The 11,999-nt window shown below is 70.0% G+C and carries 11 protein-coding genes; 8 read left to right on the top strand and 3 right to left on the bottom strand.

The genetic code is table 11. From position 1 onward, the window contains the following. Window positions 1–553: 553 nt before the first annotated feature. Window positions 554–910: a cupin domain-containing protein gene (locus tag IRZ30_RS11535; protein WP_294085270.1), complete on the top strand. Its 357-nt coding sequence runs from the start codon at window positions 554–556 to the stop codon at window positions 908–910. Here the strand turns inward: IRZ30_RS11535 and IRZ30_RS11530 are convergent. The 3 genes from IRZ30_RS11530 to glpD form a co-directional block, all read right to left on the bottom strand. Continuing rightward, a complete protein-coding gene (locus IRZ30_RS11530; protein ID WP_294085271.1) occupies window positions 901–1,971 on the bottom strand; it encodes a ketopantoate reductase family protein in 1,071 nt (356 codons plus the stop codon). The genes IRZ30_RS11535 and IRZ30_RS11530 overlap by 10 nt on opposite strands. Further along, the gene (gene plsY / locus IRZ30_RS11525; RefSeq protein ID WP_294085269.1) at window positions 1,961–2,578 is read right to left on the bottom strand and encodes a glycerol-3-phosphate 1-O-acyltransferase PlsY; all 618 of its coding nucleotides are present in this window, start codon (window positions 2,576–2,578) and stop codon (window positions 1,961–1,963) included. Before plsY ends, IRZ30_RS11530 begins: the two co-directional genes overlap by 11 nt. Window positions 2,579–2,763: 185 nt before the next feature. Continuing rightward, window positions 2,764–4,416 (bottom strand): glycerol-3-phosphate dehydrogenase, encoded by a 1,653-nt coding sequence (glpD, locus tag IRZ30_RS11520; RefSeq protein ID WP_294085268.1) that lies wholly within the window; start codon window positions 4,414–4,416, stop codon window positions 2,764–2,766. Window positions 4,417–4,911: 495 nt separating this feature from the next. On the opposite strand from glpD, the gene IRZ30_RS11515 reads away from it, so the two are divergent. The 7 genes from IRZ30_RS11515 (at window position 4,912) to IRZ30_RS11485 (ending at window position 11,904) form a co-directional block, all read left to right on the top strand. Further along, window positions 4,912–5,085, top strand: coding sequence for a hypothetical protein (locus IRZ30_RS11515; RefSeq protein WP_294085267.1), 174 nt, complete (start codon window positions 4,912–4,914; stop codon window positions 5,083–5,085). A 179-nt stretch (window positions 5,086–5,264) separates the two neighbouring features. Continuing rightward, window positions 5,265–6,392: an ABC transporter substrate-binding protein gene (locus tag IRZ30_RS11510; protein ID WP_294085266.1), complete on the top strand. Its 1,128-nt coding sequence runs from the start codon at window positions 5,265–5,267 to the stop codon at window positions 6,390–6,392. Then, window positions 6,380–7,285 carry a branched-chain amino acid ABC transporter permease gene (locus IRZ30_RS11505; protein WP_294085265.1) on the top strand — a complete coding sequence of 302 codons (906 nt, stop codon included), beginning with the start codon at window positions 6,380–6,382 and terminating at the stop codon, window positions 7,283–7,285. The genes IRZ30_RS11510 and IRZ30_RS11505 overlap by 13 nt, the downstream gene beginning before the upstream one ends. Before the next feature lies 1 nt (window position 7,286). Next, on the top strand, window positions 7,287–9,182 hold the full coding sequence (locus tag IRZ30_RS11500) for a branched-chain amino acid ABC transporter ATP-binding protein/permease (protein WP_294085264.1): 1,896 nt from the start codon (window positions 7,287–7,289) through the stop codon (window positions 9,180–9,182). Beyond that, window positions 9,179–9,955 (top strand): ABC transporter ATP-binding protein, encoded by a 777-nt coding sequence (locus tag IRZ30_RS11495; RefSeq protein ID WP_294085263.1) that lies wholly within the window; start codon window positions 9,179–9,181, stop codon window positions 9,953–9,955. Before IRZ30_RS11500 ends, IRZ30_RS11495 begins: the two co-directional genes overlap by 4 nt. A gap of 61 nt (window positions 9,956–10,016) precedes the next feature. Further along, a complete protein-coding gene (locus tag IRZ30_RS11490; RefSeq protein WP_294085262.1) occupies window positions 10,017–10,994 on the top strand; it encodes an LLM class flavin-dependent oxidoreductase in 978 nt (325 codons plus the stop codon). A gap of 55 nt (window positions 10,995–11,049) precedes the next feature. Continuing rightward, window positions 11,050–11,904, top strand: a complete 855-nt coding sequence (locus IRZ30_RS11485) for a VOC family protein (RefSeq protein WP_294085261.1) — start codon at window positions 11,050–11,052, stop codon at window positions 11,902–11,904. Window positions 11,905–11,999: the final 95 nt, after the last annotated feature.

The raw sequence follows: 11,999 nt of genomic DNA, 5'->3' as shown, positions 1-11,999 counted from the left end.
CTGACAAGACAAAGCCCACTGAAGGGGCTGAGGCCGGGTGCCCGGCAGGAAGCCGGATCGGAACCGCTTGTCGGTAGCCATCACAGCCCCTTTAGTGGGCTTACCCATGTTCAGCCCGGCGGCTTTAGCCCCGGGCACAGACCACGGTGTGGGATCCTTCCCGCCACCCACCCCCAGGTACGGGCCGAGCGCGTACATCTATGTCATTCGTCAAACTCCATCACCCCCAGGCACACACCACGCGCGACCACCTTTGCACCACTCACCCGGCGCCCAGACTACGGCACCAAGCGCTTCCCACCACCCCGCCCGCGGCATGCGCTACTACGGAATACCCATAGCACCCGCCAGGCTCCCTCGCCCCGCGGCTCGCGCCTGCGCAGGATACCAATGGCAGCGGTGCGTTACGTTCATCCCGCGTCACGCTCGTGGAGTCATGGTTATAGATGTAGATAGGAATCCGGAGCCACCGCAGCGCGGCGGGAGATCTGCTACCTTGCGGTGGGAGTGACCGTGGGGCGCTCCGGCATGGGTGCGACGGGGAGGCTGCGCGATGGAGCAGGAGATGACGGTCGTGGATCTGGCGGCGCTGGCGGCCGCCGGCGGGTCGGGCGCGATCTTCGCGCGGGAGACCGCGGATCTGGACCTGAACCTGGTGCGCTTTGCGCCGGGGTCGGGCGTGGGAGAGCATGTCAACCGCGAGGTGGATGTGGCGGTGATCGTGCTCGACGGCGAGGGGGTGCTCACGGTCGACGGAGAGGAGCACCCGCTGCGGGCCGGGCGGGCGACGATCATCCCGAAGGGGGTGCGGCGGGCGATCCAGGCGACGGGCGACGTGCACCTGGTCTACGTCACCGTCCATCGCCGTCGGCGGCGACTCTGGCCGAGCACGCCCGACCGTCAGGCCTGAGCGATCCCCGAGGTCTGGCCGAGCGCGGCGAGCAGCGCGTCCGGTCGCCCGGCGAAGGCCCGCCGCCGCTCGGGGTTCCGTGCAACCTCCTCCAGCAGCGCCGTCAGGGCGGCATTCACCGGGGTCGGAACGCCGAGGCGAGCGCCCAGGTCGGCGACGGCGCCGTTGAGCCAGCGTACTTCAGTCGTGCCCATGCCGCGGTCGACGTCGAGCCACAGGGAGGGCCGCTTCTCGCCGCGGCCGCGCGCGGCGCGGGCGGCGATCAGGCGGCGCGCCAGTGGGGCGGGCAGGCGCATCGCGTGGGCGAGGAGCGGCACGTTGAAACCCGGCAGCGGGATCGGGCGGATGCCGGCGCCGAGCATCACCGCGAATGCCTCGATGAAGGCGGCGCGCTCGACCGCGAAGAGGCGCGGGTCGGCGTAGATAGCTGCGGGCGGGAGCGCCAGAAGGGCTGCGGTGGCGTTCGCCATGATGTTGAGGAGGAGCTTCGACCACTTCAGGTCCTGGTAGCGCGGTACGACGCCGGCGGGGAGTCCCGCGGCGGTGAGCGCCGCGGCGAACTGGTCGAGCGGCACGTCGCCCCGCACCGGGGCCAGCGTGACCCCGCCGGCCGTCTCCTGCCGCACCGTCGCCGGGCTGTCCCACACGACCGAGGCGGTGAGGGTGCCTGACGCGAGGCGGGGCATGTCCGGTTCCGCGAGCAGCGTCTCTTCGGTGCCGACCCCGTTCTGGAGCGCCACGATCGCGGCGCCGGCGGCCGCGAGGCGACGCAAGTCCGGCAGCGCGGCTGCGACGGCGTAGGCCTTCACGGTGAGGAGGACGAGCGAGGGCCGAGCCGGGAGCGCGTCGATGCTCGTCACGACCGGGAGGTGGATGCGGCGTGTGCCCGACGACTGGACGACGGTGAGACCCTGGCAGGCGACGGCCTCGGCCACCGCGGGGCGGCCGAGCAGGGTGACGAGAGCGCCGCCCGCGGCCAGCACGCCGCCGAGGAGGCAGCCGACGGCGCCCGCGCCGTAGATCAGGGTTGGGGGAAGCGACGCGACCGGCTCAGTCGGCATGCCCGCCAAGGGAGGTGGAGATCTTCAACTCCGTGCCGCCGAGGAGGCGCACGATGTTGGCCCGGTGGCGGTAGATCGCCAGCGCCAGCACGGCCAGGGCAAAGATCCAGTAGGCATCCGCGTAGCCCATCAGTGCCAGCACCGGCGGGAGGGACGCGATCATCAGCAAGGAGGCGAGCGAGGCGTAGCGGCTGGCGACGATCGCCACGGCCCAGACGCCGATCGCGATCAGCGCCGGGATCGGAGCCAGCCCGAGCACGACGCCGATCGAGGTGGCGACGCCTTTGCCGCCGCGACCGCGCAGGAAGATCGACCAGTTGTGCCCGGCGATCGCGGCAAGGCCAACCATGAACAGTGCGATCAACGGCAGGTCGAGCGCGCTGCCCGCGAGTACCGGCAGCAGGCCCTTCAGCGCGTCGGCCAGGAGGGTGAGCGCGGCAGGGCCGCGGCCGGCGGCGCGGAAGACGTTGGCGGTGCCGATGTTGCCGCTGCCGTGCAGCCGCACATCGACGCCGCGCGCCAGTCGGGTGATCAGCAGCCCGAACGGGATCGAGCCGGCAAGGTAGGCGCCTCCGATGAGCAGCAGCGCCACTGACCAGGATTCCATCGCCTGCGTCGGCATCCTCTCGCTATCAAACGGATCGAACTCGGCCGTTGCGTCCCGCCGGGTGCCGGCGGAAGCGATGGAAGCGTGGCGACCGGCGATCACAGAAGGGCACGCTTGGACGGGGACACAGGCCCGACCAAGAGAATAACACCACCAGGGTTTACGATACGAGGTCGGCAAACACCTCACGAAGCCACGGCGGGCTCGCGGGGTCGGAAGCGCTCCGTGTACGCCCGGTAGTCCGCGACCTCGCGCTGCACGCGCGCCTTGTCCCAGCCCAGGTAATCACGCGCGATTTCCCCGGCGGCCTCGATCTCGTCGCGCCCGACATCGGGGTCCCACCCTACCATCGCGCGGCGCATGAACACATCGGTGAGCGTCTGCGCCAGCTCCCACCGGACGGCGTAAGGGATCTCGGCGCCGATGGCGAGGGAGCTGGGGCCGAGCGGGCCAAGCAGCCGAGGGTCATCGCCGGCGAGCCGCCGCACCGTCGGCGCGAAGGTGCCGTAGATGTGGAGCAGGCGCCTGGCGACCGGTTCGTCCAGCCCGGCGGTGGCGATGAAGTTGGCGGCGAAGGCGTCCCAGTCGCGCGTGTTGCCGCCCGGCAGCGGGATGCGCCCGGTGCGGCAGGGCGGAACGGGCCGGTTGAGCTTCTGGAACACGAGATCGACCGTTTCCTCGGCGAGGCTGCGGTAGGTCGTAATCTTCCCACCGATGATCGAGATCAGGCCGCCGAGCTCCGGCGCGTGCCGGGCGTGGTCGTAGATAATGTGGCTGCGGGTGATGCTACCCGGCGACGCTTCTTCTTTATAGGGAAGGGGACGGACACCGGCGTAGGCGTAGAGGACGTCGTCGCGCGTCAGCCCAGCGCTCGGCAGCACCCGGTTCGTCTCGCTGATGAGGTAGTCGATCTCCTGCTCGGTCGGGAAGACCCGGTCCAGGTCGTCGTCGTAGCGGATGTCGGTCGTGCCGATGAGGTAGCGGCCGTTCCAGGGAACGATGAAGTAGGGCCGCCCGTCGGCGCGGGCCTCGACGTACAGGGCCTCTGTCGGCGCACCGGGGAAGGGGTCGACCACGATATGGGTCCCCTTGGTGCCGCCGATCATGCGCGGGGCTCCGATCCCCTGGAGCACCTCGTCGACCCAGGGACCGGCGGCGTTGACGACCAGGCGGCCGCGCGCCTCGTGCTCACCGCCGTTGAGCACGTCGGTGAAGTGCACGCCCACGACCTGATCGTTCTCGATCAGGAGCCGGTCCACCTTGGCGTAGGTCAGGACGACCGCGCCGTGGTCGCGTGCGGAGAGCGCGTTCTCCAGGGTCAGCCGCTCCGGGTAGGGCACCTGCGCATCGTAATAGAAGGCTGCGCCGACCAGGCCGTCCGGGTCGAGGCCCGGCTCCCGGCGCAGCGTGGCCTCGCGGTCGAGCATCTGGTGCCGCGGGAGGCTCTTGTCGTAGGAGAGCACGTCGTAGGCGATCATCCCGAGGCGGATCAGGCCGGGCCCGCGCTTCATGTCGCTGTAGATCGGGATGAGGAACCCGAGCGGCCGGACCAGGTGCGGGGCGATGCGCAGCAGGATCTCCCGCTCGCGCAGGGACTCACGCACCAGTGCGAACTCGTAGTACTCCAGGTAGCGCAACCCGCCGTGGATCAGGCGGGTGGAGGAGTCGGTGGTGCCGCTGCCGATATCGTCCTTCTCGATCAGGAGGACGGAGAGGCCACGCATCGCTGCGTCGCGCGCAATCCCGGCGCCGTTCACCCCTGCCCCGATCACGATCACATCGAAGGTGCGCCTGCTGACCTCCTCGGGGATGCTCCTGGGGGTCTCTGCTCCAGCCATGACCGCCCTCCTGCCTCGCTGCGGCATCGCGTTGCTGTTCGTTATGTTCATTATAAGCCCGGCCGCCGCGCAGCGCACGTCGCGCCCGCGGCTGCCCGCTTGCACTGGAAGCCGCCGATCCTATCGGCAAGTCGAATGCCAGCGCGCGGCATCAACGTTGACCAATGCGCCCGGTACACCCGCCAGCCGTCCGCGGCTTCCCGCGTGTCATTCTGAGCGGAGCGAAGGATGACAGCGACCAAGCGAAGGCGTCGGCTCCGGTGGATCAATGTCATTCGTCGAACTCCCTCAGGCACGCGCCACACCAGCGTGTGCCCGCCGGTTGGCAGCGTCGAAACATCCGAATGTCATGTCTATTCCCGGGGCAGCACAGGAGTTGTCCTGACAACGTTGACACGCCTTCCGGTCCGGCGTAGCATCATGCGTCGTGGTGGAACCGGCTCCGACCCGCTCGCTGGGGATGGTCGGGGCGCTTCGTCTCCATGGCGAGGGCAGATGGCAGCAGCAGTGAGCACGACGGTACGAACCCCGCAGGGCGCGCACGCAGCGGTCCTGCACCGCCGCGACGTGCGCACCGCCTGGTCCTTCGTGTACGGCTTCTTCTCCAACGGCACCCCATTCGACGCCCCGAATCGCAGCGAACCCTGTTGTCTCTCATCCAAGAGCTGATCGTGCGCTCGTCGTAGCAGCAGGCTAGGACGAGGTTCGTGCCCTCCGCGCCGGTGAGCGGCACGCACCAGCGCATTCTCCGGCGCACGGCGAGCGCAGTCGTGTGAGCGTGCGCGCGGGACGGTCGACCGTCTCGCGGATCGGTCTTTCCCGTCGGGATTGGTCAGGAGGAGAGAGCGATGAGTCGTCGTCCGTTGCGATGGGTATCGGCGCTGGTGGTGATCGCGCTCCTCGTGGCGGGCTGCGGCTCGCCGGGGAACGCGGCCGACAGCGACGAGATCAAGATCGCCGTGGTCGGGCCGATGACTGGGGACGCGGCGCAGTACGGTGAGGACTTCACCCGCGGCGCACAGTTGGCCGCGGAGCAGATCAACGCCGCCGACGGCGTGGATGGCAAGAAGATTACGATCGTCACCTTCGACGACCGGAACGACACCACCGAGGCGGCCAGCGTGGCCCAGAAGATCGCGACCGATTCGAGCATCGTCGCGAGCATGGGCCACTTCACCAGCAGCACCGTCTACGCGGCCATGCCGATCTACAAGTCGAACCAGTTGCCGCTGGTGGTGATCTCCGCATCCGACCCCGGGATCACGGAGCAGGGCAACGAATGGGTCTTCCGGGTCAGCCCGACCAACAACCTCGGGGCGGAAGCGATGGCCGATCTCATCGTGTCCAAGCTCGGGCTGAAGAAGATCGCGATCTTCTACCTCAACACCGACTTCGGGAAGACCGAGCGCGGGTTCTTCACCGCGCGCGTGCAGGCCAACGGCGGCGAGATCGTGCTGGATGAGCCCTACCAGCCGGACACCAAGGACTTCAGCAGCAGCATCATCAAGCTGAAGAATGCCGGGGCCGACGCGGTCTACCTGAGCAGCTACTACAACGATGCGGTGCTCCTGATCCGGCAGGCGAAGGATGCCGGGGTGCAAACCCGTTGGTTCACCTCGGCCGCGGTCCTCTCGCCCCAGTTCACCGAGATCGGCGGTGAGGCAGTCGAAGGGGTCATCACCAACCGGATCAGCCAGGGCGATAGCTGGGATGCGGTCGCCGAGGCGTACCGGGCCAAGTACAACGACGAGCCGTCGCCCTTCGTGATCTACGCCTATAGCGCGGTGCAGGCCGTTGCCGAGGCCGCGAAGAACGAGGGGACGAGCCGGCAGGCGATCCGCGACGGGCTGGCGAAGATCCAGGGCCTGGAGACCGCGCTCGGGCCGCTCACCTTCGATGAGAACCGCCAGGCGGTGTACGAGTCGTTCGACTACCTCGAAGTGCGGGACGGGCAGTTCCAGCTATGGCAGCCGTGACGCTCCCGGTCCTGATCGATCAACTGGTCAGCGGGCTGGCGATCGGCGGCGTGTACGCGCTCGTGGCGCTCGGCTTCGCCCTCATCTTCGGCGTGCTGCGCGCCGCCCAGTTCGCCCACGGCGAGGTCTACATGGTGGTGGCCTTCCTGGTCCTGGCTGTGCTTCCGTGGTTCCCCGCGCTCGGCCCGCTGCAGTTCCTGCTGGTGATCGTGACGGCGGCGATCTTCGGTGCGATCGCCGGCATGCTCATCGAGCGCGGCGTGTTCCGCCCGCTGGCCGACGCGCCGCACATTGCGCCGATCATCAGCACGATCGGCCTGATGATCCTGCTGCAGAACCTGGTGGCGTACCTCAAAGGGTCGGAGCTGCACCGCTTCGCGCTGGCCTGGCCGCAGGGCAACGTGTCAGTCGGCCCGGCCAGCGTCCCGGTGCTGAAGCTCGTCATCTTCGGCACGGCGCTCGTCATCCCGGCGCTGCTTCAGGTGGCGTTGACCCGCACCCAGCTCGGCCGCGCGATCCGTGCGACCGCGATTGACGCCGAAACCGCGCGCCTGATGGGGGTGAACACCGCGCGGACGAGCCTGGTGGCGTTCGCCATCGGGTCGGCCCTGGCCGGCATCGCGGGCGTGTTGGTGGGGGCGCTCTACGGGGTGGTGTACTCGACCATGGGCGTAACCGCGCTGGTGAAGGGCTACGCGGCCACCATCATCGGCGGCGTGGGCAACCTGGTCGGGGCGGTGGCGGGCGGCCTCTTGCTCGGCCTCTTCGAGGTCTTCGTGGCCAGCTACGTCTCGCCGCGCTGGACCGACGCCATCGTCTACACCCTCCTCATCGTCCTGCTCGCGCTGCGCCCGCAGGGGCTCGTCGGCCGCGCCATCCCGGAGAAGCTGTAGCATGCGGAGTGGGATCTTCCGGACCCAACACGCGCTAACCGCCGCTGTGATCGCCGCCGCGGTCATCGCCCCGCTGGTGATCGCAGACGCGTATATCCACCGGCTGATGGCGACGGTCGTGCTCGCGGCGGTGCTGGCCGTGAGCATGAACCTCGTCCTCGGCTACGGCGGGCTCCTCGCGCTGGGCCACGCGGGCTTCTACGGGATCGGTGCCTACACCGCGGCGCTCGTGAGCCTGCACCTGGGGGCGCCGTTCCCGGTCACGGCGCTGGCCGGGGCCGCCACCGCGGCGCTCGTCGCCTGGCTGGTCGCCCGGCCGATCCTGCACTTGCGGGGGCACTACTTCGCGATGGCCATGCTAGCCATCGGGGAGATCGTGGTCCAGGTGGCCTACAACTGGGACAGCGTTACCCGCGGCGCGAGTGGCCTGCCCGGGATCTCGCAGCCCGACCTCATCGTCTGGACGGCCGTCACCCACCGCGACAACTACTACCTCGCCCTGGTCCTCCTGCTGCTCGCCATGCTGGCGGTGCGGCGCTTCGTCGCCTCGCCGCTCGGCCTGGGGCTGATCGCGGCGCGGGACGACGATCAGGGCGCCGCGAGCGTCGGGATCGGCGTCGCGCAGACGCGAACGCTGGCGCTCGCCCTGGCGGCGGGGATCGCCGGGGTGGCCGGGGCGCTCTATGCCCACTACATCACCTTCGTCAGCGTGGAGCCGTTCCAGCTCGAGCAGACCATCGCCCTGCTGGCGATGGTCGCGGTCGGCGGCATGGGGACGACCTGGGGGCCCGTCGTCGGGGCGGCGCTGCTGACGCTGCTGCCGGAGGTGCTGCGCGACTTCGCCGAGCTGCGCATGGTCATCTACGGGGCGCTGCTCATGCTCGTCGTCTGGCTGCGGCCGCAGGGGCTGTTGGGCCGTGGCCCGTCCCGCTGGGGGCTGAAGCTGCCCGGGCGAACCCGGCCGGATCCGTCCGCAGCCTCCGGCGCACCGGCGCTGGCGAGCGTCGTCGCCGCGCCCGCGAGCGGACCGGTGCTGGACGGCGTGGCAGTGGAGTTCAGGACCGCCACTGGCGCCGCACCCGCCCGCACCGCACCCACGGTGCTCACCGCGCCGGAGCCGGCCCCGACCGGGGAGCCGCTGCTGCGGGTCGAGCACCTGTCCAAGGACTTCGCCGGGCTGCGCGCCGTCTCCGATGTCTCGCTGGAGGTAGCGCCGGGCGAGATCGTGGGCCTGATCGGCCCCAATGGGGCGGGCAAGAGCACGATCATCAACCTCATCTCGGGCGCTCACCGGCCGACCAGCGGGCGCATCTGGTTCAACGGCCAGGACATCACCCACAGCGAGACGAGCCGGGTGGCCCGCGCCGGGCTGGTGCGGACCTTCCAGCACATCCGCCTCTTCCGCAGCCTCACCGTCCGCCAGAACGTGGAGGCGGCGTATCAGGTGCGCCTCTGGTTGTCGCTCCTCTCGGTGATGACGCGCTCGCGCCGCTACCGCGAGGCGATGGACGAGATGCGGGTGGCCGTCGATGAGGCCCTGGCGCTCTTCGGTCTGGAGGGCGTGCAGCACCAGTTGGCGGGGACGCTCTCGTACGGCGACCAGCGGCGCGTCGAGATCGTGCGCGCGCTGGTGACGCAGCCGCGCCTGCTCCTGCTCGACGAGCCGGCCGCCGGGATGAACGAGGCTGAATCGGCCGAGCTGGCGCGGTTCCTCCAGGAGATCCGGCAACGCCATGGCCTGTCGATCATCCTGGTCGAGCATCACCTGGACGTCGTCATGGAGGTCTGTGATCGGCTCATCGTGCTCGATCACGGCACCGTCATTGCATCGGGGCGCCCCGACGAGGTCGTGCGCCACCCGGAGGTGCTCCGTGCCTACCTGGGAGGGAGCGCATGAGCCAGTCCGCACCACTGCTGGCCGTGAACGACCTGACCGTGACCTACGGCGGCATCCGGGCGGTCGACCGCATCTCCTTCTCGCTCAACGAGGGAGAGCTGGTGGCCCTGATCGGCGCGAACGGTGCCGGGAAGAGCAGCACGCTGCGCGCGATCGCCGGCATCGTCCCCATCGCTGAGGGTGACGTCCGCCTGGCCGGGGAGTCGCTGCGCACCGTGCCGGCACACGAGATCCCCCGGCGCGGGCTGGTGCTCGTTCCCGAAGGTCGCCGCGTCTTCGGCGAGCTCACCGTGCTCGACAACCTCTACCTGGGCGGCTACACCCGTTCCCCCGAAGAGCGCGCGGCGGGGCTGGAGCGGGTCTTCGCCCTCTTCCCGCGCCTCAAAGAGCGGGCGAGCCAGGCGGCGGGGACCCTCTCCGGCGGCGAGCAACAGATGCTGGCGATCGGGCGGGCGCTCATGGCCAACCCGCGGGTCTTGTTGCTCGACGAGCCGAGCCTCGGCCTGGCGCCGGTAGTCGTCGAGCAGGTTTTCGATCTCCTGCGGCGGCTGCACGCCGAGGGGGTGAGCATGCTGCTCGTGGAGCAGAACGCCCGGATGGCGCTGGCGGTGGCGGACCGCGCCTACGTGCTCCAGACCGGCCGGATCGTGATGTCCGGCGCGGCCGCGGAACTGGCGGCGAGCGACGAGGTGCGCGCCCGATACCTGGGCGCGGGGCGGCTCTCGACCGTGCCGCTGGACGCCCCGGCGCCGGAGCCGGAGGAAGCACGCTGAAGCGCCGCGGTGCGGCGAGTCCCGGCATGGTGCCGGGGTCGGTCGATGGAAGGAGTCAGTTGTGGTTCGTTTTGGTCTCACGTTGCCGAATCGCGGTGTGATCACCGGTGTGACGACGGTCGATGAGATGGTGCGCCTGGCCCAGAAGGCTGACGCCGCGCCGGTGTGGGACTCGGTCTGGGTCGGGGACTCGATCCTCGCCAAGCCCCGGCTCGACGCCATCGTGCTCCTGGGGGCGCTGGCGGCCAAGACGGAGCGGGTCAAGCTGGGGCCGGCCTGCATGGCGAGCATGCCGCTGCGCCACCCGCTGCTGATGGCCTACCAGTGGGCCAGCCTCGACTACCTGTCCGGCGGGCGCACGATCATGGTGGCCTGCCAGGGGCAGGCCGGCCCGGCCGGGGGGAACTTCTATGAAGAGTTCGCCGCCTTCGACGTCGCGCCGGAGACGCGGATGCGGCGCATGGAAGAGGCGATCGAGATCCTGCGGCTGACGAGCAGCCAGGAGAACGTCACCTACGAGGGCGAGTACTTCCGGTTCGAAAACGTCACGATCCTCCCCCGCCCGGTGCAGCAGCCGATCCCGATCTGGGTCACGGCCAACCCGCCCATGGACAAGCCGAAGATGCGCGAGCGTGCGCTGCGGCGCGTCGCGCGGCTGGGTGACGGCTGGATGACGACCTTGAACACGCCGGAGACCTTCGGCGCGAACCTGGAGACGATCCGCGCCTACGCCCGCGAGGAGGGGCGCGAGCTCGGCCCCAACTTTGAGGCCTGCCTCTACTACAACATCAACGTCAACGAAGACCGCGAAGCCGCGCTCGCCGACAGCAAGCGCTTCCTCGACGCCTACTACACGACCGACTACGATCGCGCGACCCTTGAGCAGTGGGTCGCCCACGGCTCGCCGGAAGAGTGCATCGAGCAGCTCCGCCGCTTCATCGACAAGGGCGCCACGACGATCACGCTGCGGCTCACCGGGGCCGATCAGGAGCGGCAGTTCCAGCGCGTCACCGAGGAGGTGCTGCCGGCGCTCGTCTAGCCGGCGCGGTCCGGCACGGCGGGACGCCGCGCCGGTGGGGAAGGAGACAGCGGCGATGATCTCTCGCTTCGACCATGTGGTCATCGGGGTGCGCGACCTGGAGGCGGCCAGCGCGCGCTACCGCGCCCTCGGCTTCGAGGTCAACCCCGGTGGACGCCACACCGGCCTCGGCACGGCCAACGCCATCATCCGCTTCGGCGTCGACTACATCGAGTTGTTGACCGTCGCCGATCCGGAGGAGGCCGAGCGCGCCGGTGGCAGCAGCAAGGTGCTGCTCGACCTGCTGCAGGATCGGCCCGGTGCCCTGGCCGGCTATGCGCTGGCGACCGCGAACATCGAGGAGGATGCCGAGCGGCTGAAGCAGGGCGGGCTGGCGGCCGTCGGCCCCTTCGCGATGGAGCGGCTGCGGCCCGACGGGCGGCTCCTCTCGTGGCGCCTACTTGTGCCGGAGGGGGTGAGCTGGCGCCGGCCGTGGCCCTTCCTCATCCAGTGGGACCAGTCGGATGAGCAGCGGCTCTCCTGGGAGCAGCCCGGTTCCCACCCGAACGGCGCGACGACCGTGCTCGGCGTCTCGGTCGCGGTCGCCAACCTGGATGATGCCGTCGCGCTGTACCGCGACAAGCTGGGCCTGGAGCCGAGGGTGGAGGGCGATCGCGCCACGATCCCCGTCGGCCGCTTCCAGATCACGCTGATTCCCGCGTCGGCGAACGACGCCGCGGCGCGGACCCTGGCCGAGATCGGCGAGGGACCGGTCGAGGCGGTCATCGGCGTGCGGGACCTGGCGCGGACCGAGTCCGTGCTGACCGAGGCCGGTGTGGCCTGGCAGCGCGAGGAGGACGGAGGGATCCGGGTCGACCCAGACCAGGCAGTCGGAGCCCGGCTCGTGTTCCGGGAGGCCACATCCTCCTGAGGCAGAAACGTTGCGGGAGACCAGGAGCGGCGGGGCGCCCGCCCGCGCGGCGTTGGGTGCCCCCCCCCCAAGCGGGGCCCGGGGGCCGTGGGGGT

Origin of the sequence: Sphaerobacter sp. (assembly GCF_019683595.1) — a bacterium.
In the GTDB taxonomy this organism is placed as follows: domain Bacteria; phylum Chloroflexota; class Chloroflexia; order Thermomicrobiales; family Thermomicrobiaceae; genus Sphaerobacter.
Note: the sequence above shows the minus strand (reverse complement) of the source record. Positions and strands in the feature narration are given on the sequence as shown.

Excerpts from the sequence above, each read along its gene's own strand:
- IRZ30_RS11535 (WP_294085270.1), top strand. The coding sequence starts at position 554 with ATGGAGCAGGAGATGACGGTCGTGGATCTGGCGGCGCTGGCGGCCGCC.
- IRZ30_RS11530 (WP_294085271.1), bottom strand. The coding sequence starts at position 1,971 with ATGCCGACTGAGCCGGTCGCGTCGCTTCCCCCAACCCTGATCTACGGC.
- plsY (WP_294085269.1), bottom strand. The coding sequence starts at position 2,578 with ATGGAATCCTGGTCAGTGGCGCTGCTGCTCATCGGAGGCGCCTACCTT.
- glpD (WP_294085268.1), bottom strand. The coding sequence starts at position 4,416 with ATGGCTGGAGCAGAGACCCCCAGGAGCATCCCCGAGGAGGTCAGCAGG.
- IRZ30_RS11515 (WP_294085267.1), top strand. The coding sequence starts at position 4,912 with ATGGCAGCAGCAGTGAGCACGACGGTACGAACCCCGCAGGGCGCGCAC.
- IRZ30_RS11510 (WP_294085266.1), top strand. The coding sequence starts at position 5,265 with ATGAGTCGTCGTCCGTTGCGATGGGTATCGGCGCTGGTGGTGATCGCG.
- IRZ30_RS11505 (WP_294085265.1), top strand. The coding sequence starts at position 6,380 with ATGGCAGCCGTGACGCTCCCGGTCCTGATCGATCAACTGGTCAGCGGG.
- IRZ30_RS11500 (WP_294085264.1), top strand. The coding sequence starts at position 7,287 with ATGCGGAGTGGGATCTTCCGGACCCAACACGCGCTAACCGCCGCTGTG.
- IRZ30_RS11495 (WP_294085263.1), top strand. The coding sequence starts at position 9,179 with ATGAGCCAGTCCGCACCACTGCTGGCCGTGAACGACCTGACCGTGACC.
- IRZ30_RS11485 (WP_294085261.1), top strand. The coding sequence starts at position 11,050 with ATGATCTCTCGCTTCGACCATGTGGTCATCGGGGTGCGCGACCTGGAG.